The following is a 25318-nucleotide window of genomic DNA, read 5'->3' as shown; positions in this document are numbered from 1 at the left end:
CTTTTCCTCCTTCCTTATACGAGTCCTTCGCCTTCGTTTAGTTTTTTAACCACTTGATTGACAACTCCAAGTAAAATCACATTCACAACGGCATTAAATAATCCAACCGCGGTTGCAAAAGAATAATCACCTGCCAGCAGTCCTCGTTTATAAACATACGTAGCAATAATTTCTGATGCTGGTGAATTCATTGACGTTTGCATTAGGTACGCTTTTTCAAAACCAATTCCCATAATTCCTCCAGCTGCTAAGATAAACAAGACAGCCATAACTGGCTTGAGTGTTGGAAGATCGATGTGCCAGATTCGTTGGAGGAGTGACGCCCCGTCCAGTGTTGCAGCTTCATGAAGCTGCGGGTCAACGTTCGCCAGTGCGGCAACGTAAACAATCGATGCCCAGCCTGCACCCTGCCATACTCCCGACCAAATGTAGATGGATCTAAAATAATCAGGATCTGACATGAACGAAATCGGCTTATCGAGAAATGATGATAACAATGCATTTATAGGTCCAACCGGTGATAGAAAAAGAAAAACCATTCCGGAAACAACAACCACTGATATGAAATGCGGTGCATATAGGGCCAATTGAATATTCTTTTTCACACTCGATTTTCGCAGTTGGTTTAACATCAAGGCCAAAATAATCGGAATCGGGAAACCGATGAGTAGTTCAAATGAACTTAATTTAATTGTGTTCATCAGAATCTCCATAAAATTGGGTGATGTTAGGAAACTTGTAAAATGTTTAAACCCTACCCACTCACTCCCCGCAATCCCCCGGATAGGACTAAAATCTTTAAAGGCTATCGTCGCACCGTATATAGGGATGTACTTAAAGATAATTGTAAGAATAACGGCAGGAGCAATAAGCAAATAAAGAATATAGTTCTTTTTAATATAAGTAAGGTTCTTGCTTAGTTTTGTAGTTGTTGCTGGTTTACTAACCGATATGGTTTGCTCTGCTTTTACTATTTCTTCCACTCTCTTAACCTCCTATCACTTAGTTCAGCTGAAAGCACTTTCAACTTGGGTTAAATATAACAAAATGGTAGAAAGGAAGAGTTTAATATTTTTGGTTAAGGCAGTTTAATATTTTCGGGAATTTGACATCGCTTTCACTTTGTTTTTTCGATATGATGGGAAGGAGAAAGGATGTGGGAAATGGGATGTTGAATATGCCATACAAACCCAGGAGTGAATCACTTTTATTAAAGGTTTTACGAATTTTGAACAAACGTATGAAATTAACCGAAGATGATCAGAGGTATTATCAAAATCAAGAAAAAGGGTATCAAGGGGAAGTGCAATTCGATAGGTTGACGGAGAAACTTCAACGTGACTGTCATATTTTGAATGATTTGCAGCTTGAGAGCAACAAGTCTAGTTTTCAACTAGATTCATCCCTTATTTTTCAAGACACCTATTCCCTTTTTGAAGTAAAAAATTTCGAAGGCGAGTACGTTTATGATCCTGAATATTTTAAAACACTCAGCGGACGAGATTTCCAGAACCCCCTAGACCAACTAAAACGAAGCAAGTTAATGCTGAGTCAGATTCTTCATTCACTAGGAATTAAACTAACAGTTGAAGCATATGTCATTTTCATCAACCCCCAGTTTACCTTGTATCAAACTCCACCTGACCTGCCTTTTATTCTTCCAACCCAGCTTGAAACCTTTATGAAAAAATTAGACCAGAAGCCATCACGGCTCAATCAGTCGCATGTAAATCTAGCGGACAAGCTTATTTCATTGCATCAAACAGTACCGCCCAAGATCCAGCTTCCTAACTATAGCTATGAAACGTTGAAAAGAGGGTTAACCTGCTGCAATTGTGAATCATTTTCAGTGACGATTGTTGGGAAGAAATTGATCTGTGATAACTGTGGAGGCGAAGAAATGGTAACAGTCGCCGTAATGCGTAATGTAGAAGAATTCAAGCTTCTGTTTCCCGAGCGGAAAATCACTACAAACGTTATTCATGAATGGTGTGGCGTAATCGATTCTAGGAAAAGAGTAAGCAGAGTTCTGAGAAAGAACCTTAAAATTACAGGTCTTGGCCAGTGGGCCTTTTATGAGTGAGATGGAGAATGTCCTATAATAAAGTTTTTTATCCTTAAGGCATTGACTTAAGGATATTTTTTACTCTCGTATTTTGAAGATTGATTAAAAAGACATATCTTTTTGTTACTCTTGGGGGTTTTGTCATCAATGTTATCGGTTGGGAACTAATCTTATTGGGCTCCAGCTTGATTTGTCCTCAATACCCCTCCTTGTGGACAAATCCTGATCTAGCCCTCGCTTCTTTTGTCCTCAATCCCCCTTCTTGAGGACAAATCCTGATTCAGACCTCGCTACTTTTGTCCTCAATCCCCCTCCTTGAGGACATATCCTGATTCAGACCTCGCTACTTTTGTCCTCAATCCCCCTCCTTGAGGACATATCCTATTTCAGACCTCGCTTCTTTTGTCCTCAATCCCCCTCCTTGAGGACATATCCTGATCTAGACCTCGCTACTTTTGTCCTCAATCCCCCTCCTTGAGGACATATCCTGATCTAGCCCTCGCTACTTTTGTCCTCAATACCCTTCCTTGTGGACAAATCCTGATCTAGACCTCGCTACTTTTGTCCTCAATGAGGACATATCCTGATCTAGACCTCGCTACTTTTGTCCTCAATCCCCCTCCTTGTGGACAAATCCTGATCTAGACCTCGCTACTTTTGTCCTCAATCCCCCTCCTTGAGGACATATCCTGATCTAGCCCTCGCTTCTTTTGTCCTCAATACCCCTCCTTGAGGACAAATCCTGATCTAGACCTCGCTTCTTTTGTCCTCAATCCCCCTCCTTGAGGACATATCCTGATCTAGACCTCGCTACTTTTGTCCTCTCCTTGAGGACAAATCTAGCATTCACATGAAAAGATTTGTCCTCAAGCACGTGTACAACCGGAATCTATTCTCACATACATAAAAAAATCCCCTAGCCACAAAGACTAGAGGATTATTTTTTGATATCCTTTAAACCATTATTAATCTTTTTGACAGCTATGTTTGCTGCCTCTTCGACATCCTTTCCATGCAGCCCGACTTCTTCAAATAGATCCTTAATCGCTTCGCTGATGACTGGATAAGCCGGAGTTATTGGTCGACTTTTCGAGTAGTTTTGGTCTTGTTGGACAAAGATATTTTTGGGATATTCATTGAGTTCAGGAAAGTCTTTAGCTACAGAGTATCTTGCAGGTAAGTCACCGGAAATTTCAACGAACAATTTCGAACCCTCATATCCTGTAGCGAATTTCACAAATTCCCAAGCTTCCTCTGGATGCTTGGTCCGCGACGATATCCCAAGTGCCCATCCTCCATTCGGGACAACTTGATTTTCCCCCTTCGGCAGGGGTGCCACCCCAAAATCTTCACCTAACACAAAACCAGGTGTTTGTTGCAATTGCCATATATCCCAAGAACCCAATACTGTCATCCCAAGCTTATCTGTTTCGAAAGGGGCCGGAGGCATTTCAACGGCCGCTACCCCATGCTTACGATATAAATCTTGATAAAATTGCAGGGCTTTTAATGCTTCGGGAGAATTGAGATACCCCTCAGCTGTTGACCCATCTGGACTAATAACATCTGCTCCGAACTGCCAAAGGATCGGCATTTTAAAATAAGCTGGCCCTTCTCCAACATTAAAGCCTTGGGCTGGGTCAATCCCTATCACACCTTTTGCAGGATTGTTGATTTTTTTAGCAATCTCCATCACTTCATCCCATGTCATCGGATTGTCTGGATTTCCCGAAGGAAAGGGAATTCCCGCCTCCCTGAAAAGATTCATATTGTAGAATAAGGCAATACTTGATTCGACAATGGGGGCAAGGTAAATTTCATCTTTATAAGTTAAACCCTTTAAAACCCCTTCTGGAATATCGTCAATATTACCTTCCTCTTTCATATAAGAATCAATCGATAATAGTGAACCGGAATTAGCATAAAGAGCCAAGTTCGGGCTATCAATCGCCATAATATCGGGATGGTTTCCTGCCGCCAGTTCCGTACGCAGCCTTAATTCGTATTCACTTCCCCAGTGCATTGATTGCATATTAATTTTAATAGTGGGGTGCGCTTCTTCAAAGGCAGCAACCATCTCTTCATAGGCCTGATTAAACGCTGGATTCGCTAGATTCCGTAAAAAGGTAAGCTCGACTTGCTTTATCGGTTTCTCTTTATCTGGACTTTTACCTGATAAAGAAAAAAGGGCTAATCCCGCTATACCAAAAACAATGATGAGGATTATCCATTTCTTCATCTAATATCCTCCTCCCTACAAACCAACCTATTCCCCTATCGAGTTGCGAAATTCCACAGGTGTTTGTCCAACGTGTTTTTTAAATACCGTACTAAAATACCCCGAGTTTGAAAACCCTACTAAGTTACTGACATCAATGATTTTCAGCTGTTTATCTCTAAGCAATTGTTTGGCATGATTCATCCTCAAATTAACCAGATAATCACTGAAGTTTTGACCGACTTGATGTTTGAATGTTTCCGATAAATGGGCACTATTAATGTGAAACAAGGCCGATAAGGTGGTAAGGGATATTTCACTCGCATAGTGCTGGTCCACATAATGGCGGATACTATCGATTAATTTCTTATTGGAAAAACGAGCAAGACGCACTCTTTCAATGATTAATGAGGCCAATTGAATCAGGTCCTCTTTCACTTTATGTTGAGAATAAAGCTTCCATATATTTTGTTGGCAATTCCAAATCGTATTTTGAATGTCCTTTGTCTCGACATCGTACTTCTTAGCTAATGACCCCAACATAAATAACACTTGGTTAGCCGCAAAGGAAAAGGACATAACCGAACGTCCTTCTGATCCTTCAAGAATAATCTGCAAATTATCATTAAATGCAGCGAAATCTACATTTTCAATTGAATTGGTTATTCGTCTCTCAAAATCCGGAGAAAAGTCAAACACTTTTTCGCTAGCAGCAGTTTGATCGATAATCTGTGACTTCGCTCCAAGTTGACTTTGGCTCCAAGCAAGTAAACTGGATATATATCCACTTCTAAATTCTGAAAGTCCATTCACAATCGTACCAATACCGATGACTGTTTCTAAATTTAATAGCTTGTTAACGGTTTGTTGAATTTGCAAAACAAAATGATTAGCCGCTGAAGAATTGGAATCAATTAACTGTAATAATTGAACCATATTAGGATAGCTTGGATCCGTAAATAAATAGGTTGCTTTCTGCTGTTGCGCGATTTCCTTACACAATAACTGAAATGGAGTTCTTAGTTCCTCTAGGCGAATTGGATCATTACTTTCCCTAATTTCCACTGTTATAAACTGTACCCTCGCATTTTCATTTGCCAGTTCCTCTAGCTGAAGCTGCTGCAGCCTCTCAATCACAATCGGAAGCTGTAATCGTTCTTCTTTTGCTAAATGAAGAATAAATTGTTCCTGCAATTCTTGTAAGTGAGAATGAACGAGTCTACTCATTTGCGCCATTTCAACCTGTTTTCTTTTCTCTTCCTCTATTTCTTTCCGTATTTTCCTCAATGCTTCTACTAATTCATCTGGGGCAACAGGTTTCAATAAGTAGTCTTTAACACCTTGCTGCAGTGAATTCCGTACATAATCAAAATCGGAATAACCTGATAAAACGATGACTTTTACATGAGGAAACTCTTGATGACAACGTTTGGCCAATTCTACTCCATCCATAATAGGCATTCTCATATCAGTAATCACTATATCGATATCCTGGGTTTGGAGGATTTCAAGAGCTTCTAGTCCATTTGAGGCCTCTTCTACAAGTTTAAATCCCTCTTCTTCCCAATCTACTTTTAAGCGTAATCCTTTTCGAATTTGAATCTCATCATCTGTGATTAACACCTTCATCCTGTCTATCCCCCCTTTTCAAATCAATCAGCAATGTAATCTTCGTTCCTTCATTTTTTGTAGATTCAATTTGATAGGAAAAGTCATCACCATAGGTAAGTTTTAACCGTCCAACTACATTTCTTAGCCCAATGCTGTTCCCTTTGCTTTCCAATACGTGTAGGGTTTCATCTGATTGGGATAATAAATCCGAAATGATCTCCTCTGACATCCCCATCCCTTTATCTGCCACTGACAGGCACAACTGACTATCAATCACTTCCGTTTTTATAAGAATATCTGCAAACGTCTTTTCACTGAAACTATATTTCACAGCATTTTCAACAAGTGGTTGTAAAATGAATTTTATTATAGGAATCGTTATCGTGTCAGGATTTACATCCATTTGAATCGCAATGGTGTTCTCATATCTTAACTTTAATATGTTCGTGTAACTTTTAATATAGTTTACTTCTTCACCTAACGGCACAATATTGCTTTTTGTATTAAGAGAATATCTCAGCATTTTTCCTAAATAAATGCTTACATTCATGACCTCTTTATTTTTCTCTTGAAGCGCTAAACTTCCTATAATTTCAAGGGTATTATTTAGGAAGTGAGGGTTGATTTGTAATAATAAGGCTTTATATTCCGCATCTTTCCGGCGCAAATTGGCTTCATATTCTGTTTCAATTAAATTCTGCAATTGATCAATCGTATGTTCCGTAACATTAATAAGGTAATCCACTTCATTATTCTGAGATTTAATGTGGGGCATAAAACGTTTTGCCCCTGAAAAATCTCCCCGTTCGATAAACACAAGCGCTTTTGCCAGTTTTCCTAAGGGACTTGTTATGTTGTTAGAGAATATGACCGAAGCCACAATCGTGATCAAAAAAAGGACTGCACTCGTTAACAGAAGGTTTCGCTGTAAATGATTGGCCCTTGCGAATAAATCGGACTCTGTTACTTCACTGACTAAGATCCAATTCCCTACTGGCAGCTTTTGAAAGAAAACTAAATACTTCTCCTTCTGATAAGCAGCTTCAATTAGCCCTTCTTTAGCATCGCTAGTGGTGATTTGCTTTAAACTTTGTTTCAGGATTGAATTTGGAGTCTCTATCTTTCCTGACAAAATGTTTTCACCCTGCTGATTTAACAAATAGGTATGCTCATTTTGTCCGATTGTTATTTTATTTAGAGCGGTTTCTAGTAAAGCAGATGGGAAATTCACCTTAATGACCCCGGCACGTATCATCGTATTAGTATCAATGAGGGGTAAAATATAGCTATTGATTTTCTTTTGTTGCAGTTCATGACTTTGCTGAAATGGATCTAAATGCGACTTAACATAGTCCTGATGATGTTGGGTAAAGTCCTGATACCAATCTGTTTCATGAAGTGAGGAATGAACTCCCCAAGTCCCCGTCCCATCATCAAGCATCACCGAAATCGACATCGTATTAGAATTATTAATCATAATCGAGGATAGATCCTGTTTTAGTTGGTTCATCAATAAATCGATTTCTTCCTTCTCAGCCCCCTGTCTATTTAATCGAATCCATTCTTGCGTGGTTTGGTTAACAAGCACCTGTTTGCCCAAATCCTCTGCCTGAGTAGTGACGGAATCAACATAAAGTGAAAACTGATCCATCATTTCTATGGTCAACTCTTGAGTCTGTTCTCGAATAACAGAGGTAAAAAAGCTAGGAATAATAATTGATAGAATCACAAATGGAATTGTTAGCAAACATGTAAAAATAAGTAATAAACGATTGCGTAATGAAAAAAACATGCCACCCTCCTTCAAAAAAGAAGCTCGGAAACCCTTACAATTTTTTTATTAATAGGAATAATCCATTATAGCACTTAAATATTGCTAGTCTCTAGTACGTGCAAAACAGAGAAAAGCAGGAGCAATTTAGGAGTAAATTTTGATACTTTCAGGCTTATGTGTCAAAATAGGTAGGAAAATCCATTGGTAGTATCGAACTTGTATAATGATGTACGCAATTCTTTCAAAACGGAGGACATAGATGATGAGAACAATGAGACTAGGAAGCAGCACGTTAGAGATACCGGTTGTAGCGGTTGGCTGCATGCGGATCAATTCACTTGAAAAGAACGAGGCTGAACGCTTTGTCCAAACAGCGTTAGAGCAAGGGGCGAACTTCTTTGACCATGCTGATATTTATGGTGGTGGAGCCTGTGAGGAAATTTTCGCCGACGCGATACATATGAATGCCGAGGTTCGTGAGAAAATCATCCTGCAATCAAAATGCGGTATTCGAAAAGGGATGTTCGATTTTTCAAAAGAGCATATTTTACATTCGGTGGATGGAATTTTGAAGCGGCTAAATACCGACTATCTGGATACATTGCTCCTGCACCGTCCGGATGCGCTGATGGAGCCGGAAGAAGTAGCAGAGGCATTTGATACACTTGAAAGTTCAGGAAAAGTACGTCATTTTGGTATTTCCAATCAGAATCCCATGCAAATTCAACTGCTCCAAAAATATGTGAAGCAGCCTCTTGTAGCCAACCAGCTGCAGCTAAGTATTACGAATGCTAATATGATCTCCAATGGAATCAATGTAAACATGGAGAATGAATCCGCCATTAATCGTGATGGCAGCGTGCTAGATTTTTGTCGATTGAACGACATCACCATTCAGCCTTGGTCACCATTCCAGTACGGATTCTTTGAAGGTGTATTCCTTGGTAATGAAAAGTTCCCAGAATTAAACCAGAAAATTGATGAAATAGCCGCTAAGTATGAAGTAAGTAATACCACTATTGCGATTGCGTGGCTGCTTCGTCATCCAGCCAAAATGCAGCCAGTAGTTGGTACGATGAATGTCGACAGATTGGTGGAATGTTGCAGGGCAAGTGAGATTCGTCTAACACGCGAAGAGTGGTACGAAATATACCGTGCTGCTGGAAATATCCTTCCATAAACATACAGTTCCAAAGGAAAGGAGTGCCGTTAAGGGCACTCCTTCTGTCTTGAGTTGATATGATAAAAGGGTTTAACCCTTATTCATCATCAACCTCGCCATCACCAATTTCATCCTCTTCCTCTACATCCTCAAGCTTTTCCCCTTCTTCAGGCGGCTCATCCCTTCCACAACCCGTAATGTTGAAAAGAGAAAACCCTAAAAGTAACATCATCAATAACCTTTTCATTTTCATACCAATCACCCTCCTTTTATCTCTAGCGTTTCCAGATTAACCAGTAATATGAAAGAAATTTGGTGCCTGTCACCACACGTGGACAGTGTCCACGTGTGGTGACAGGCACCATTTATACATCACTGTATAATTGTTTTCTATTCTTCATCTGTCGGTTCTTCTTCTGCCGCTTCAACAACTGTTTCTTCTTCATCTACCACTTCTTCTTGTTCTTTTTCTGCTTTTATTCTGGTGATTTCTTCAGTTAGTTGTTCAAATGCATTGAGTCTATGATTGGCACTAGCCAATAGATCATCGATGATATGAATGAATTTTTCATAGGGGACGCCATTTTCGCTGCAGCCTGTGATCATTTTGAGCAAGTCTTTTTCATACAAATGATAGCGTTCTTTGAAGGTTTTTGAATCCATGGTTAAAAAATACTCGTCATCGACTACAAATTCGTTAAACACTTTTTTCGTTAAACGTCTTTTGGTAACCTCTATATCTTGTTTATCCTTTTCATTGTCGTAGTGAGCCTCATCCTCATATTCAGAACAAAGGGTGTCATAGATTTTCTCCAATAGCTCGGTCGGATTTAAATACTGTAACTCTTCCACAAAATCCCTCCCTTTATTATATTTGCCCAAAAAGGGTACTTTTCGACAACAATAACAAAAAAACCGCCCCAAAAGGAAGCAGTTCGGTTATATATGTATGAGTTTTACCCTTTGACCAGGTTTAAGATAGGACAGAAGCACAATATCTTCCTCGACTACTCTTCCGACAACATTAACCCGATCTTCGGCTGGCAGGTCACAAAGGGTGATTTGAATTTCTCCACGGTATCGCCCGTAGAGATCATTATCCCTTGTAATACTTCCAACAATACGTTCTGAAGTATTCTCAGGCACGATAGGTTCCACAGTTCTTGTATCCATAAATCGTAAAACATCACGAGCAAAATCTGGACGGAGTTTAAACTCACCTTCTTGAAATCCCTCAATGCGAATAGCTACATTAGCATTTTCATTAAATTCTATTAACCTCTTAAGAAGAGTCTCACTTACCTCTGGATCACCAATATAGATGTCCTCAACCCCAAAATGGGCTAGCTCCAAGGCCGCCAAAAACGGATCCATTTCTCGATGCTCCTCCAAAGTTGGAAGTCCTTCAAAAAGTGGACCGCGTTTTTCCCCATCACCTGGAATATATGCACTCACCGGTATTCCATATTTCCCAAAGCGTTCATTTTGTCTTTCAAAAAACAAATCAGATAATCCCGTCTCAACCCTTGGATAGAAATTATGCCAAGCTAAAAGCTGATCCGCTTGTAACCCATCATCCAAAAGTGCACGCACTTCATCTTCAAACAAAATGCTCGCATTCAGCGCAAGTTTAAACTCCTTCGCTAAATTCAAAATTAGCTCATTTTCAAAAAAGTCATCGAGTCTGAGGCCGCTAACCCCAAGTGATTTTAAATCAAACAAGCTTTCTAATCCCAAGTGGCCAGGCGTTTTCAACGAAACATCTGCATACACTTCTATGCCCGCTTCCTTCGCACACTGAAGCAGCGTCATCGCTCGACCCGCTAAATCGCCAGATTCCTCTGGAATGTGAAGCGAGGTAAACGCCCGCTTCACACCCATTTTTCCAGCACTTGCAATTCTTTCTTCTGCTAAAGAATCATTTAAATAAAAGGAAATACCGATCAAATTTGCACCCACTTTTACTATTTTTTCTCAATACTATCTGTTCAATCCAAATTCGACCAAAACAGCACGTACATTCCCATTATGGTAATCAAGCCGTTCAGAAATTTTCTCTACCGGTGAATTTGTTAAAAGGTGAATAATAGCTGGTTTAACCTGTTCATTTGAAGCTTCAAAGGCACGAGCTGCCTCTTCAAGTGTGGAACCCGTTGCTTCCTGAATAATTCTTATAGCCCGGTCCCGAAGCTTATGATTACTAACACGCAAATCCACCATTAAGTTTTGATAAACTTTACCTACTTTAATCATTGTGGCAGTAGAAAACATATTCAAAGCCATTTTTTGGGCAGTCCCCGCTTTCAAGCGCGTTGAACCTGCAATCACTTCAGGACCCGTCTCGATCTCAACAGCCACATTGACCAATGGAGAAATGGCTGCCGCTTTATTGCAGCAAATTAATCCTGTGAATGCTTGCTTGGAAGCAGCATACATAATAGCCCCCTTAACAAAAGGTGTCCGTCCACTAGCTGTTAAACCAATAACAAGGTCATTGGATGTGACGGAATAGGCTTCAAGCGCTGCTGCCCCTTGAGATTCACTGTCCTCTATCGCTGGCTTCGAATTCCGAAGCGCCTCATCACCTCCAGCGATTATTCCAATAAATTGGTTCGGAAAAAGATTGAAGGTCGGCGGAATTTCCGAGGCATCCAAAACTCCCAATCTGCCACTGGATCCAGTTCCAACATAGAACACTCTTCCATTTCCATTAATAACTGGCACTGCCGCATCTACTAACTGAGCAATCATCGGGAGCACATCTTTTAGTGCCCTTGCTACCAACTCATCTTCCTCATTCATTAAACGTGCAATATCAAGAGATGACAGGGTGTCAATACTAGTTGTTTTATGATTAATTTGTTCTGTTGTTAGATTACTTAATTTCATTTACTCTTCCTTTCAAATATCTTGTCGATTGTTTCTTATTTGATTTTTCCTAAGAAGATTGTTTGTCATGAATCCAAATAATCCTGTAAAAATAAATACCACTAGTGCAGGGATATTCCATTCCAGATTATAAAAGCTAATTAAATCCTTAAAGGCTTTTTTATGATTAAAGAAAAAGATGCCATTCAAAATTAGAAGTAATAGAAACACAGCTCCAATCGCAATTAAATACTTCCAAGCGTTTACTTTTCCATCATTTTTAGCCAAATCATCTTCATATTTTACATTTTGCTGTTTTAATTGTTTATTTTTTTCAATCAATTGCTGATTCTGATCTTCCATCTTTATTTTTTCATCCAGTAGAGCTTGCTGCGTTGTTTTTTGAACATTAAGAATTTCATCCAGCTCTTTATTCCTCATTTCTAATTCTTTATTCGCTTCCTTAAACTCCTCAATTACCTGAAGTGCAGTTTTATTATCTAATAGCTGGTTACCCGAATGGGAGTAACTTACTATGGATTGCACCATTTCAGTAACCGGTAAATCCATTAGCTCCTCAAACTTTAACATCGCACTCACACATTTTAATGTGGTATTTGCTTTGTTATCCCACTTAAAGTCGATACCCGCTTCCCCAGGGTTTGTATTGGTCATGTTTTGCATAATGATAACCGTTGGAAATACTAGTTTTTCAATCGTTTCCTCAATATCCGCAGTATAAGCATCATGTTCCTTTAACATTACTAAGGCCTCAAGCAACAAATTAACAATATTTGCGGATATTGCAATATCAATCCATAGCATTTCTTGATTTCTTTTTGTTTCCAGCGTAGTAATAAATGTCTTAATTTTTTCAATATCTTTTAATAAAATGGCCGCTTTGATGTAATGAACAATTTCAATTTCATTATATCCAGTTAAGTCCTTACTGGTAATCAGACTGTTTAACTGTTCTGTCGTGAACTCAGTATCGATTTGAAGCTCTAAGAGAGTGTTATACGCTAATACACATTCAATCTCCGCCTCTTCACCACTTAGGAGAGCAAGTTTCATCCAGTTGATGGTGTTTTGAGTTTCCTCTGCCTCTACGCCTAAATACTTAGCCCGAAGCCATAATAGTGAAGAAGTAGGTACTAAAAGTCCATTATAAGATGCATTATCTACTAAATTTTTCTGAGCATACTCGAATACAGGCTTAACTATCTCCAAGGTAAAAGTAGAACAAACTTCTTCCATTTGAGTAAGGACCTTTAACGTTTCCACAGAGCTCCAAAAGCTATCATCAATTAATTTATTTTGTTGGAAAATCCTATGAATCTTGATTTCTGTATCCTGCAAAATTCTTAAAGCGAATTTCTCACGTCCTGCAATAAAAAATTGCTTGAAGTTATTCCCTTCAGGTTCAATTCCTATATATTTAACCTTCCCCTCATTAATATATGGATTAAGGAATTGATCGACCTTATTTAACAATTCCCCTTTTTCTTGATAGTCACAATCCAAATTAGTAGGACCTAAGACAACAATCGAATGAATACCTTGTTCAATCTGTTTTTTAAATTCTGACAAGTCACTAGAAAGCTCATACAACTTAAAGCGATAGTTCTGTGAATTTAGGGTTTTCAAGAAGAATTCGAAGGCCATGCTATTGTAGGCTGCATCCTTTAAAATGGCCGTATTGCATTTCCCTTCAAGGACAAACAAAATCATATTTTGAAGTAATATTTCCTCTCTCTGCCAATCCAAATTTAACGAGGAAATTACCACACGGTGTTTGGAGGTCTCACGGGGAGTTATAAGTAACGGTCTCCTAGAAGAATTCTCACTTTCATCGTGTAAAAGAACATCCCATTCTGTGGAATCAACATCATCCAAATAGTGCCAATAAAGCCCCTTTTTCCGTATACAGTGTTGCTTTAATTCCTCAATCGATACGTAATTGGGATAATTAAATAAAGGATGTGATTCTGTTATTCTGGACTTAATAAAGTCCCCCTTTGTTACATCTTCCTTTACTCGTTTTACTGCCTTTGGTGATTTCATAGGTAAAAATTTGTATGTACCTCCGGGGTCACTTGAACTTCCTGAAGCGATATTCAATTGATGAAGAATCAGACATCCCTTGCCCTGATTCAGAAAAATAGAGAATGCATGCACAAACGAATCGGATTCTACTTCGGCTTTAATACTTTTCTCACTTAGCGAGTTAGAACTGAAAATTACGGCATCAATCTCGCCAGTACCCAGTTCATATTTCAGCTTTTTAATATTATGTGATGTATATAGATTTACATTTTCCGATTGATATCCAAAGTTTGCTAACAATGGGCGAATATCCGATTTACTAGCATAAGACATATAAACTTGGTTTTGTATAAGTGCGATTTTTTGCACAAGACCACCCTTTTTACCGATAAATAACATATAGGTATATATTATCATAAAAAACTAGCAAATTTAGGTAAACTCAAGGGATTTCATATTTAGCATGCTCTCCGGATTAAATAGGCATGTTTAAGAAATACTAAAAGACGATTCGCAAGTGAACGAATCGTCTTTGTGCCTACAGCTAGGCTGCTGCTTTATTTACCACCCTAGCCGACTACTAAGGGAGGTAATATGGGCGATATGATGACGTCCATGCCATGCATACATTCCAATAGTGTTCCCTACTGTTTGAACACCGGAATCAGGATGGACGAAAGTTTTTTCTAAATCAGATTCTATCAAAGAACGCAGCAATGTTACCCACCTCCCATGCAATGCTTCTAGGAGAGACAACGAAATTTCAATCGGTAACTCCGAATCCGGAAGTTCCGCCCACCTATCTTCGAAATAAGGTCTAATCGTTGGCTTATCCTCCGTCAGCGCTAATTTGAATCGAATATAGCTGTTCATATGGCTGTCTGCAATGTGATGGACAACTTGGCGAACAGTCCATCCTCCTGGACGATAAGGTGTATCGAGCTGTTCCTCACTTAAATTCCTTACTGCCTCTCTTAGTCGAAATGGTGCAACTTCAATTTCCTTGACCCAATTTTCAACCACTTGCATTGAAAATATACCAATCGGATACCGTAAATCTGCCATCTTCCAACTCCACCTCCAATTATTCATTAGGCTCTTTTCTCAAAGGTTGTTGCTTTTTAAAGGTAAAACCAATTGATTGAGCATTATTTTCATTGAGAATAGCCTAAATTAATGAGAAAAGAGCCTGCAAACTTAGTTCAAAAGCTCAAAACAGCTTATTCCACGTTAAAATCAGCTTTAAGATTTTAACAGCAATGTTCACGAAAACAGCCATTCATTAACATATTCTCAAAGTTTGCGACTATGTATCTCCCGAAAACTCCGACTGTTGACTTCACAACTAATCGTTTAATTAAGACTACTACAAAATCGAACTTTTAACAGTTTCTAAGAAAATTCTTTGTCGAGGAATAGTCAAATGTATTCGCCTAATATTGGTTTAGGAGCACTACTTGTACTTGGTTATGGAATAATAATTGGCTATTTTATCCTGTTTGTCCAAGCGATAAAAAGACTCAAAGCAAATAGACCATGTCAGCCAACATGGTCTTCAAAGTATCTGTGGTACCATTGGATTGTTTTAATCAATCCGGATTCAAAGTCATACAAGGGTTTCCAGCCCAACACATCCCTGGCTTTTTGCGCACACAGATATTGAATGCTAGGTTCATGACTTGTTTGATTTTGAATAATCGGCATTAAATCATTTTTCATCAACTTTGTTATTTTATCCACAACTTCCAAAACCGTCCGCGGGCTTTCATAACTGAAATGAAAGGCTTCACCTGCAATCGGGCTGCTTTCCATTTTCTCTGCCACTAGTAAATGAGCGCGAATACCATCTTCTATATAAAAAAAGTCCCTGGCAGAGATCCCATCACCCCTTATTACCGGTGCTTGATTTTTACTAAGGGATTGAATCGTTTCTGGAATCAGCCTGGTAAAATTCAGATCTCCACCGCCAAATAAGTTTCCACAGCGAACCATACAAACCGGAAGCTTATAGGTATGAAAGTACGCAGCGGCTATTAAGTCCGCACAGCTTTTTGAAACGTCATAAGGATGTCTCCCGGCCAAAGGCATGGACTCGACATATGGCGGATTTGCGCGATCACCATACACTTTTTCACTAGAAGTAACAATTACTCTTTTTACGGAAGTCTGCCGGCAGGCCTCTAAAACGTTCCAAGTGCCGCGGATATTTGTCTCAAATGCCGTGATGGGATTGAGGTGTGCCTCCCCCACCACAGCTAGTGCTGCCATATGAAAAACAGTATCAATTTCATTGTCTTCGAGGGCTTTTTTAATTATCTGAAAATCACCCAGGCTCCCCATAACATAATTTATTTTGTCATGTAACAGAGGCTTTCTAACAAGCGCAGTTACATTTGCGCCTAAACGCAGCAGTTCCTGCACCAGATGACTTCCAACAAACCCTGTACTGCCAGTCACAAATACGTTTTTATTTAGCCAGCTCTGCATTTAACATCATGCCTTCCACCAATAGAATTAAGAATCTCTTATGCAGAATTCTTGAACGGTATTTCTGCCTTGCTCAGAGATTACCCATTTCAATTGGTCTAGATTTCTCTCAAACTGAAACTCACCACTTTTAACCAATATTCCAAAATGAACGCCAATTTTGGCAATAAGAAACGGAAGAACTTCGATTTCCTCCTGTGTCAACGGCCCGTACCCTTTCAAAAATTCCTGCGTCACCATTTCATTTCGCCGCTGGATAAGAAAGAAATAAAGTGCATAGGCAACATCAAATACCCGTTCACCCTGCTGTAAAGTATCAAAATCCATGAAACTGCAAACCTCGTGATTCTCGTTAAACAATTGATTACTTGGATTCCAATCACCATGAATGATTGTCTTCGGCAGGTTACTTTTGTTGATGGCAGAAGTTTCCAACAAGCGATACAAGTCATCAATTGCATTCCCCTCATGATTGGGCAGGGTATGACCATCTTTTATCAATTCCTGTATCATGGTTGCAGGATCAAGCTGAAAATAGTGATAAACACCCGTTGATTTCGGACCATTCCCTATCCCAATTAGAGTATCGTGCATCCGGCGCAGCGTTTTCCCACTATAATAAGCTTGCCTAGGGACCCATTGAAAACGGGAGGCTTCTACGAAAGGTGTAATCTGGACCACAAACTCCTTATAATTAGTGTAAGATAAACCTTCCGTATTAAGAAGTGGCAAAAGGGCTGGAACACCCTCTTCAGCAAGCTTCGAAACAATAGAATAAGCGTAATGCAGCCTTGCTTCTTCGACTTTCCTAAGGAAGATTCGAACCACGAAGCTGCCCTTGGTCGTGCGGATTTTCAGATTACCGTTAATGTAACCACCCCCGAGAATGTCTTCTACCTCCTGCAGTCTTCCAATCCTGAATTCCCTGCAAACCCGCATAAGGTCTTTCACTGCTGCCCCTCCTTTTCATGAAAACTACCAATACTTTTGTAAATCCTCTTTCGTTGCAAATCCGTCAAACTTAGGCTCAATTTGCTTCACCAGCATCACAATCCCTGCAAGAACATCTTGATAACGCGTGAAAACAAACGGTGTGTTTTCCACTGTTTCGTGGACGAGTTCCACTTTATTTTCATTATTTATGACCCTAACACCGCTAAAGTGATAAAAAATAAGCGGGGTTTTGTCGATGAAGACTCGATCCTCTTTTTCTAAAAAAGTATATTTGCGATAATTCCATATTCCAACATTCACACCCGCTGTTGTGATATCACAGATGTTTGAAAACAATTTCGGCATTTCGTTTAGATACCTCTGATCGCCAAATATCCCCTTCTGCGGGTCAATTCTACAAGCCTCTAGTGTCTTTTCCTTCCACCAGGATAAACAGGATATTCCCATCTCATCACGCTTAAAGCTGATAAATCCCGAGTTATACTCACCTGTTAACCTTGTCAGCTTTTTGACGAAGCTCGCTCTCCACTTAGGACTGTATTTCTCCTCTCTGGATAATAAAACTGAGCAATCCCCCTGCGCTTTAAAAATCTTTTCAGGGTCGTCCCAAAAATATAAATCTGAATCCATAAAGGTGACGCGCATGACTTCAGGATATTTTTGAAAAATTGTCTCCAGCCATAACCCTTTTAACGACCAGCAGTATTCATGAATTCTCCGTTCTTTTTTTAAAGCTAAAATTTCCTCACCCAGCTCTTCATCGAGGGTGGCATGGACGTTTTTCCAATTCAATTTGTTCAGTACCTCAAATGCCTCTTGGTCCACACAAAGGACATAAAAACGAAAATCCCCAGCCCTGACTTTATTTAATGATGAAGCTAGTGTAAGAAACTGATACAATCTACTTTTCGTCATAATCGTGCAGTAAACACTTTCCATAAGATAACACCTCATTTCTTTCATAGACCTGCTATACTAAGCTTTCTTTTGAGTTTTTTGATATCAATGAGAATCGGGTCACTATGAATGCTGCGTGATTCCTCTATCGGCATAGCTTCCCCAACCAATCCATAATAGCGAAGATCCATATGCTGACTAATGATAAAAAAACAGGGAACTAAATACGTGGGCGAGAATAATTCAATCACCTTGGTTGCGGGGGTGCAGAAGACGATATTGGTAAGCCCCGCACCATGTGGAGAAACAATTACTTTTGCAGATTGAAATAGTTGTAATTTTTCTATAAAAGATAAGGTTGATAGTTTGACCTTCTTAAATCCGTATTTTTCCAACACATTGAATACTTCGTTTTCATTCAATAACGGGCGATGTAAAGCATCTTCACGGCTAATAAAAATACGCTCATATCCAATTCCCTTTGAAATAGAACCCTTCTTTAAAAATTCCCTTCTGAGAAACTGACAGACACTTTTGGATACATGGGCCGTGTTTGAGGTAGGCGAGGAAACGATTAATTCCTTGGCTAAAAGATGCGTCTGTGCATCCACTTCTAGGAGCTGATCCTTTGAAATACCGAGTAATTGCAGGCTTTCATCCTGAAACTGACAATAGTCCTTCCGGTAATGCTTACCTCGATTAATCACAATCCGGTCGAAAAGAAAGCCACCTTGGCGAAGTAATTCCAACCGCGGCAGCACATCAAACATCCAATGGAAGTAATTAAAACTAACTTGAAATGTGATGACCGCTACTCTTTCAGGCAAATAGGTAATCGAAGGAAGATTCTCATGTTCATAAATGGAATGTGTCGGGGGAAGGCGGTTGTACTCAAACGAAACATCCCACAGCAGTTTGTTATCAGGAGTTATCACACTCCCGTTAGTTCCCCAAACTCTCCCAAAGGGAATTCTAGCGATAAAGGGGTGTGCCGGTTCAGGATAGAAGTTCCACCTTATACCTTTTATTCCTTTATCCCGCCAGTTGATTTTCGTTGTCTCCTGCGGAAATGTTTGATAATTTAATGAGGATACATAATCGATTGTTTTTAAGTGATAGCCGATGGGGGGTTTTATTTTCATTCACCACCTTAATTCCAATATTTTTGCAAATCTACTTCATCTGCGAAACCATTAAACGTTGGATCAATCTCCTCTACTTGCTCAATTACCTCATCAATGGCTTCATAATATATTTGATAAAGGAATGGACGTTTCCTAAGATTCACACGATTAACAGATTGTATTTTATTTTTGCCTGTCACGCGTAAACCACTAAAGTGGAAAAAAATCAGCAAATGCTCGTCTATTGAAAAGGTTCCATCTACATTTGAAAACTGATATTTCAATTCATTCCATGGACCAATATTGACTCCAGGTATCGTGATGTCGCAGATGCCAGGGAATAAACCAGATAGCTCGTCTAAATATTTCTGATCCCCGAATATTCCTTCTTCAGGGGCAATCTTACAATTTTCCAAGCATTTTTCCTTCCACCAGGTAACTGCTTGAAGACCAATTTCATCCTGTTTAAAGGAGATAAAACCCGAATTGTATAATCCCGTTATTTTGCTGCGGCGCTGAATGCTTTGATTGGCTCTAGGGCTATATTTTTCTTCGATTGAAAGCAGCACCGAACAGTCATAATGATTTTTAAAAATCACCCTTGGGTCTCCCAAAAAATACAAATCTGAATCTAAATACGTAATCCGGTTAACGAAGGTGTAATTCCGGAGTACAAATTCGCAAATAACCGGCTTCAACGTCCAACAGTATTCATGAACCTTTCGTTCATTCTTAAGTAAGACAATCCTTCCTGGTAATTTTTTTTCGCGAATGAGCTTCGAATTTTTCCAGTTCATTTTTTTTAAAAGGTTGTATGATTCCTCATCTATACAATGAATAAAGATGTAAAAGTCATCACCCATCACTTTTTTTAGCGAATTCAGTAAGGCTAAACCTTGATAAAGTCTTGTCCTTGACAAAATTGTGCAAAAAATGTTCTCATAATGATCAAATCGATTCCTCATTTTAACTTCGGATTCCATGCATTGTTCCCTTGCTCCCACATCTCATTGATATCTAATACATTTTTGTAAGTATCAATGGCTGTCCAAAATCCATCATGAAGATAGACTGATAATTGACGGTCCTGCGTTAATTTTTTCAACGGTTCCTCTTCAAATATGCATTGGTCATCGTCCTTTAGGTAGTTGAAGACCTCAGGATTTAAAACAAAGTAGCCCCCATTGATAATTCCGTCAGTCTGCGTTTTTTCCTCAAAGGATTCTGCGATTCCCTGATTGACGGTTAAGGTGCCAAATTGACTCCTTTTCTTGATCCCTGTTACAGTCGCAATCGTTCCTTTCGACTTATGAAATTGAAGTAACTCATGTAAATTAACATCAGATAGTCCATCACCATAGGTTAACAGGAAACTTTCATCCCCGATATATCCCTCAGCCTTCTTAATTCTGCCTCCAGTCATGGTATTCAACCCGGTATCAACAAATGTAATCTTCCACTTTTCTGCCGGACCTAAGATTTTAATACCACCAGTAGAGGAGTCCATTGTAAAACTATTATTCTTCCATTCGTAGTCCATAAAATATTCCTTGATTTTGTCGCCTTTATAACCGAGTAATAAAATAAATTCATTAAAACCATAGTTTTGATAGAATTTCATAATATGCCAAAGAATCGGCTTATCCCCGATCATTGCAAGCGGCTTCGGAAGCTCATTGGTGATTTCATTCATTCTCGTGCCTTTTCCTCCGCAGAGTATAACGACTTTCATAGTTCTCCCCCTTTCGTTTGGTTAGCTTTTTAAATATTCGTCGATTTGCTGTAAGCAGACAGCCTTAACATCCTTTTGGGCTAAATAAGCCCTTGTCCATTCCACACTTTTGTCAATTGCCTGCTCGACATTCCATCTCGGATACCAGCCCAATTTGAATTTAGCCTTCGAGCAATCGAGACGTAAATAATGGGCTTCATGGGGGTGCGGTCCTTGGTCCACATCATAAGAGGCGCTGGTTCCCCATTTCGCACAAATTTGTTTAACAATCCATTCCACCGTCTTCCCATCCCCATCATCCGGACCGAAATTCCATCCTTCAGCGAACGTCTTTCCCTCACTGTATAGCTTTTCCGCTAAGAATAAATAGCCGCTTAATGGATCTAATACATGCTGCCAAGGTCGAATCGCATAAGGGTTACGGATTTTAATTGTTCCACCCGTTTGCAGTGTACGAAAGCAATCCGGAAGCAAGCGGTCAACCGCCCAATCTCCTCCGCCAATCACATTACCTGCCCTTGCACTTCCAATTCCGACCTCACCTTGAAAAAAAGAATTCCGATACGCGTCCGTTACGAGTTCAGAGCAAGCTTTGCTATTGGAATAAGGGTCATAGCCTCCGAGCGTATCATGTTCCCGGTATCCCCACGGCCATTCTTGATTGCTATAGCATTTATCTGTCGTCACATTAACCACTGCTTTAATGTTGATTCCCTTTTGGACCGCTGTTCTCACTGACTCTAATACATTCACCGTTCCCATCACATTAGTTGCGTAGGTTTCAACCGGATTTACGTACGAGGCACGTACCAAAGGCTGTGCCGCCATATGAATCACAATATCCGGCGTCGCTGAGTGTAGAGCATGTTCTAATGCTTTTTGATCACGGATATCACCATAGTGAGTGGGGATAACATGTTCCAGCTGGCATATCTGAAATAAACTAGGTGTGGTCGGCGGAGTTAAACTATATCCTGTTACATTTGCTCCTAAGGAATGAAGCCATATGCTCAGCCATGAACCTTTAAACCCAGTGTGACCGGTGACAAATACATTTTTATTTTTCCAAAAGTCCTGATTGACCATTTGTTCGTCCCTCTCTCATCTCTTAGTGGACATCCCCTTTGAATCCTTACACATTCTATGACTCATTGAAATAAAGGGTTTGGATGAATTGACTACTATCATCATTTTTCTAGTAATTCTCGGTATAGTGCTAACTGCCTTTTAGCACTGTGCTCCCAGGTGAAGTTTGCTCTAACGTGTAAGGCGCAGTCCACGCCCATCCTCATACGTTTTTTAGGATTAGAAAGCAATTTAGGAATCTGAAATGTTAGTTCTTCAACTACCCGTTCTGGATCAATGAGAATTCCCGTTTTTCCATGTTGGATGATTTCTGGTATTCCCCCTGAGTTTGTTCCAATAACCGGAGTTCCCACGGCCATTGCCTCGACATTCACAAGTCCAAACGGTTCAGCAGCAGACGGGACCAAAAGCAAGTCCGCCATTTGATACCAAGTGTGGATCTCATTATGGGTTATGAAAGAGGCAAAAATCACATGACCCTTCACTTTCTCAGCCAAATCCCGTAAATGTGCTTCATATGCAAGGTTTTCGGAAGTTGGAGAGAGGGAAGTTCCTGCAATAAAGAGGATGATGGAAGGGTCTACTTTTATCAACTCAGGCATTGCTTCTAGAATATGATGAACACCTTTGATTTTAATCAGCCTGCCCGCATAAAGAAGAATTCTCCTATCCGTCACACCCCATTTTTTTCTTAACAGCTCCGCCTTTTCTTTCTGTTCCTGGTGCCATTTAGGTTGAAATTGTTCAGTGTCTACTCCTAAATGATTCACAGTAATTTTAGAGGCAGAACACAGCGTTTCTTTTATTATATGATTCTTTAAAAAATGACTATTAACGACTATTGCATCCGCTGCCTTTAAACAGGTGACCAATTCCGCTTTGCCAATAAGCGGTCGCGACATAAACAGCGTAGACTGGAGAGCCAAGACGATTTTAGCGTTAGGCATTGCTAAACGGACGGCCTTGGCAAATCGTGGGCGATTTTCAATGTGAATAATATCAGGCTTTAGTACCTGCAGCTGCTCAATACTTTTATTAATATACGTTTGGTTTTTGGTGGAATGATAACGATAGTAAGTAATGGAACCCTTCGTTTCAAATTCAGGCTGCTTTCTAAACCTTTTGCCAAACAAAAAAACATCTGCCTCTTTTTGAAAAAGAAATGCCAGTTTCTTCATTAACATTTCAATTGAACTAGATTTTCCACCCGAAATTGGAAAAGTTCCTGGTGAAATCATCGCAATCTTTAACCTTCTGCCCACAATGCCACCCTCCCGATAATTGTCTATCACACTAGCTTATTCATTTGTGTAAAGAATGGTGTGGACAAGTTGATTTACTACCGGGAAAAATTAATTTCGATTTAACTTTATTGTGCTATAATTTATAAGGTTTGTTTTAAGAGAGGAGTTGCTTTTTTGGAGTACTTAGAATCAAAAGCAAATACAAAATCAACATATATATATTTTTTTATTGCAGGGATTGTCCTTATTGCTTTTAATCTGCGCCCAGCGATTACATCGCTCGGACCTTTAGTGGGTATGATTCAGGAGGATGTAGGACTGGCACATTGGAGTGCAGGTTTATTGATGAGCTTGCCTTTAGTGGTGTTCGCGGTCATGTCTCCACTCGTTCCCAAAATAGCAAATCGGTTTACAAATGAATTAACGTTAATTATAGGGTTATCATTTCTTTTAATAGGCATTGCGATCCGGTCCATCCCTATGACCTTTTTCCTTTTCACTGGGACTCTGTTAGCGGGTCTTGGTATCGCGATAGGGAATGTTCTGTTGCCTGCCGTGGTGAAGGACAAATTTCCACATAAATTTGGTTTAATGACAAGTGTTTATTCAACATCCATGGGATTAGTCGCGTCGTTAGCATCAGGGATCAGTATTCCTTTAGCGGTGGATTTAAACCTTGGGTGGCAGGGGGCACAAGTTGTATGGACTCTACCAGTTGTAGTTGCCATCATAGTGTGGGTACTTCTTCGTAAAAATAACGGAAGGGACGATTCGAGAGCCATTAAGCTGCAGGAGGGTTCTGCCTCCAATACCATGTGGCGCACTCCCCTTGCATGGCAAATCGCCATTTTCATGGGATTTCAGTCCTTTTTATTTTATGTAACGATTTCTTGGTTACCTGAGATCCTGCATAGTCATGGAATGAGTATGGAAACCGCCGGCTGGATGTTGTCCTTTACCCAGTTAGCAGGATTACCAGCAAGTTTCTTCATTCCCGTCCTTGCAGGACGTTCTCAATCACAAATTTGGATCGCATTTATGTTAGGGATGTGCTCTATCATTGGTTTTAGTGGGTTACTGTTAGGCTCAACCTACTCCATTTTAATTGTAAGTATCATCCTAATTGGTATCGCGTTGGGAGGAAGCTTTCCATTAGCTCTAAGCTATATCGGTCTCAGAGCGAGGAATGCCAAACAAGCAGCAGCGTTATCTGGAATGACGCAATCAACAGGTTACATCCTTGCCGCTGTAGGTCCTTTGTTTATTGGCTATTTATATGATATGGCGCATTCATGGACCCTTCCCATACTTACCCTGATTGTCGTTTCAATGGTCATTGTGGTATTTGGAATGTTGTCTGGCCGGGGTAGGTATGTATAAGGGATAGCAAAAAGACGATTCGAGGGGGACGAATCGTCTTTTTTGTTACCATTTATGCAACTGATTTTGTCTTGCTTTTTCCAACTGTTTTGTTGATAAATGGTACCACCCAGCGGTCTAAACCGATTCTGCCAGCGTTGTAACCTGCTGTTAAGATGATGAAGCCTAAGAAAATGTCTGTTGGGTTATGAGATACTGTTCCTGCCAAGAAGAAAGAGAAGTTCATCACTAAACCAAAGAACATGGCTGCTGTTGTTAAACAGCCTAGTAGAAGTCCTAAACCGATTAATGTTTCGCCCCAAGGAACGATGGTGTTGAACACATCGATGTTTGGTAGTGCAAAGTCTTTTAAGAAATCAACATACCACGCATAAACCATGTTACCATCTGGACCTTTAACGGGATTAGCTGTTGCTCCTTTTAAAAATCCTGAAGCGTCAAAGCCGCCTGTGAGTTTATGAAAACCAGCTGTGAACCAAGAGTAGCCAAGGTATAAACGAATTATAGTTAAAATAGCTGCTGAAATCTTATTTTCTCTTAAAAAGTTGTTAAACATGAGTCATTCCGCCTTTCAATATTTGGTTGTTCTTTATACTTACACTATATTGGATTTTGATAGTTAATAACATGGGTGCAGTGTTAAGTTCACAGTTTGTTTGAAATGTTATGG

Annotated in this window: 22 protein-coding genes; 3 read left to right on the top strand and 19 right to left on the bottom strand. The window is 39.7% G+C overall.

Annotated elements, in window-relative coordinates:
• Positions 1 to 14: 14 nt before the first annotated feature.
• Positions 15 to 953, bottom strand: coding sequence for an ABC transporter permease (locus ABC255_RS03675; RefSeq protein ID WP_412998473.1), 939 nt, complete (start codon positions 951 to 953; stop codon positions 15 to 17).
• Between the two features lie 203 nt (positions 954 to 1156).
• Here ABC255_RS03675 and ABC255_RS03670 point away from each other — a divergent pair, with 203 nt between their 5' ends.
• Entirely contained in the window at positions 1157 to 2083 is a 927-nt protein-coding gene (locus tag ABC255_RS03670) for a nuclease-related domain-containing protein (RefSeq protein ID WP_412991383.1), read from the top strand.
• A gap of 919 nt (positions 2084 to 3002) precedes the next feature.
• On the opposite strand, the gene ABC255_RS03665 is transcribed toward ABC255_RS03670, so the two are convergent.
• Genes ABC255_RS03665 through ABC255_RS03655 form a run of 3 tightly spaced genes read right to left on the bottom strand, consistent with a single transcriptional unit; the run spans position 3003 to position 7686 of the window.
• Entirely contained in the window at positions 3003 to 4304 is a 1302-nt protein-coding gene (locus ABC255_RS03665) for an ABC transporter substrate-binding protein (protein ID WP_412991382.1), read from the bottom strand.
• A 27-nt stretch (positions 4305 to 4331) separates the two neighbouring features.
• Positions 4332 to 5912 (bottom strand): response regulator, encoded by a 1581-nt coding sequence (locus ABC255_RS03660; protein WP_412991381.1) that lies wholly within the window; start codon positions 5910 to 5912, stop codon positions 4332 to 4334.
• Entirely contained in the window at positions 5890 to 7686 is a 1797-nt protein-coding gene (locus tag ABC255_RS03655; RefSeq protein ID WP_412991380.1) for a sensor histidine kinase, read from the bottom strand. The genes ABC255_RS03660 and ABC255_RS03655 overlap by 23 nt, the downstream gene beginning before the upstream one ends.
• 244 nt (positions 7687 to 7930) lie before the next feature.
• On the opposite strand from ABC255_RS03655, the gene ABC255_RS03650 reads away from it, so the two are divergent.
• Positions 7931 to 8848, top strand: coding sequence for an aldo/keto reductase (locus ABC255_RS03650; protein WP_412998472.1), 918 nt, complete (start codon positions 7931 to 7933; stop codon positions 8846 to 8848).
• 79 nt (positions 8849 to 8927) lie between these two features.
• Here the strand turns inward: ABC255_RS03650 and ABC255_RS03645 are convergent, their stop codons facing one another.
• The 14 genes from ABC255_RS03645 to ABC255_RS03580 form a co-directional block, all read right to left on the bottom strand.
• Entirely contained in the window at positions 8928 to 9083 is a 156-nt protein-coding gene (locus ABC255_RS03645; protein WP_157411823.1) for a hypothetical protein, read from the bottom strand.
• A 137-nt stretch (positions 9084 to 9220) separates the two neighbouring features.
• Positions 9221 to 9682, bottom strand: coding sequence for a hypothetical protein (locus tag ABC255_RS03640; protein ID WP_412991379.1), 462 nt, complete (start codon positions 9680 to 9682; stop codon positions 9221 to 9223).
• An 87-nt stretch (positions 9683 to 9769) separates the two neighbouring features.
• Positions 9770 to 10789 carry a MupG family TIM beta-alpha barrel fold protein gene (locus tag ABC255_RS03635; RefSeq protein WP_412991378.1) on the bottom strand — a complete coding sequence of 340 codons (1020 nt, stop codon included), beginning with the start codon at positions 10787 to 10789 and terminating at the stop codon, positions 9770 to 9772.
• Between the two features lie 21 nt (positions 10790 to 10810).
• Positions 10811 to 11719 (bottom strand): N-acetylmuramic acid 6-phosphate etherase, encoded by a 909-nt coding sequence (gene murQ / locus ABC255_RS03630; RefSeq protein ID WP_412991377.1) that lies wholly within the window; start codon positions 11717 to 11719, stop codon positions 10811 to 10813.
• A 12-nt stretch (positions 11720 to 11731) separates the two neighbouring features.
• Positions 11732 to 14143: a hypothetical protein gene (locus ABC255_RS03625; protein ID WP_412991376.1), complete on the bottom strand. Its 2412-nt coding sequence runs from the start codon at positions 14141 to 14143 to the stop codon at positions 11732 to 11734.
• 162 nt (positions 14144 to 14305) lie between these two features.
• Positions 14306 to 14809, bottom strand: coding sequence for a YfiT family bacillithiol transferase (locus ABC255_RS03620; protein ID WP_412991375.1), 504 nt, complete (start codon positions 14807 to 14809; stop codon positions 14306 to 14308).
• A 474-nt stretch (positions 14810 to 15283) separates the two neighbouring features.
• The gene (locus ABC255_RS03615) at positions 15284 to 16231 is read right to left on the bottom strand and encodes an NAD-dependent epimerase/dehydratase family protein (protein WP_412991374.1); all 948 of its coding nucleotides are present in this window, start codon (positions 16229 to 16231) and stop codon (positions 15284 to 15286) included.
• Positions 16232 to 16258: 27 nt separating this feature from the next.
• Complete coding sequence (locus tag ABC255_RS03610) at positions 16259 to 17182, bottom strand: phosphotransferase enzyme family protein (RefSeq protein ID WP_412991373.1); 924 nt, start codon at positions 17180 to 17182, stop codon at positions 16259 to 16261.
• Positions 17183 to 17206: 24 nt separating this feature from the next.
• A complete protein-coding gene (locus ABC255_RS03605) occupies positions 17207 to 18100 on the bottom strand; it encodes a glycosyltransferase (protein ID WP_412991372.1) in 894 nt (297 codons plus the stop codon).
• 44 nt (positions 18101 to 18144) lie between these two features.
• Positions 18145 to 19224, bottom strand: a complete 1080-nt coding sequence (locus ABC255_RS03600; protein WP_412991371.1) for a glycosyltransferase family 61 protein — start codon at positions 19222 to 19224, stop codon at positions 18145 to 18147.
• Between the two features lie 8 nt (positions 19225 to 19232).
• Positions 19233 to 20171, bottom strand: a complete 939-nt coding sequence (locus ABC255_RS03595) for a glycosyltransferase (protein ID WP_412991370.1) — start codon at positions 20169 to 20171, stop codon at positions 19233 to 19235.
• Entirely contained in the window at positions 20168 to 20938 is a 771-nt protein-coding gene (locus ABC255_RS03590) for a glucose-1-phosphate cytidylyltransferase (protein ID WP_412991369.1), read from the bottom strand. The genes ABC255_RS03595 and ABC255_RS03590 overlap by 4 nt, the downstream gene beginning before the upstream one ends.
• 21 nt (positions 20939 to 20959) lie before the next feature.
• Positions 20960 to 22024: a CDP-glucose 4,6-dehydratase gene (gene rfbG, locus ABC255_RS03585; protein WP_412991368.1), complete on the bottom strand. Its 1065-nt coding sequence runs from the start codon at positions 22022 to 22024 to the stop codon at positions 20960 to 20962.
• Positions 22025 to 22125: 101 nt separating this feature from the next.
• Positions 22126 to 23286, bottom strand: coding sequence for a glycosyltransferase family 4 protein (locus ABC255_RS03580; protein ID WP_412991367.1), 1161 nt, complete (start codon positions 23284 to 23286; stop codon positions 22126 to 22128).
• 156 nt (positions 23287 to 23442) lie between these two features.
• Here ABC255_RS03580 and ABC255_RS03575 point away from each other — a divergent pair, with 156 nt between their 5' ends.
• Complete coding sequence (locus tag ABC255_RS03575; RefSeq protein ID WP_412991366.1) at positions 23443 to 24648, top strand: CynX/NimT family MFS transporter; 1206 nt, start codon at positions 23443 to 23445, stop codon at positions 24646 to 24648.
• Between the two features lie 52 nt (positions 24649 to 24700).
• Here the strand turns inward: ABC255_RS03575 and ABC255_RS03570 are convergent, their stop codons facing one another.
• Positions 24701 to 25204, bottom strand: coding sequence for a DoxX family membrane protein (locus ABC255_RS03570; RefSeq protein WP_412991365.1), 504 nt, complete (start codon positions 25202 to 25204; stop codon positions 24701 to 24703).
• Positions 25205 to 25318 lie beyond the last annotated feature (114 nt).

Source organism: Neobacillus canaveralius (assembly GCF_047237705.1).
GTDB lineage: Bacteria > Bacillota > Bacilli > Bacillales > Cytobacillaceae > Neobacillus > Neobacillus niacini_K.
The sequence above is the reverse complement of the archived record's forward strand: the minus strand, read 5'-3'. Positions and strand labels throughout refer to the sequence as shown.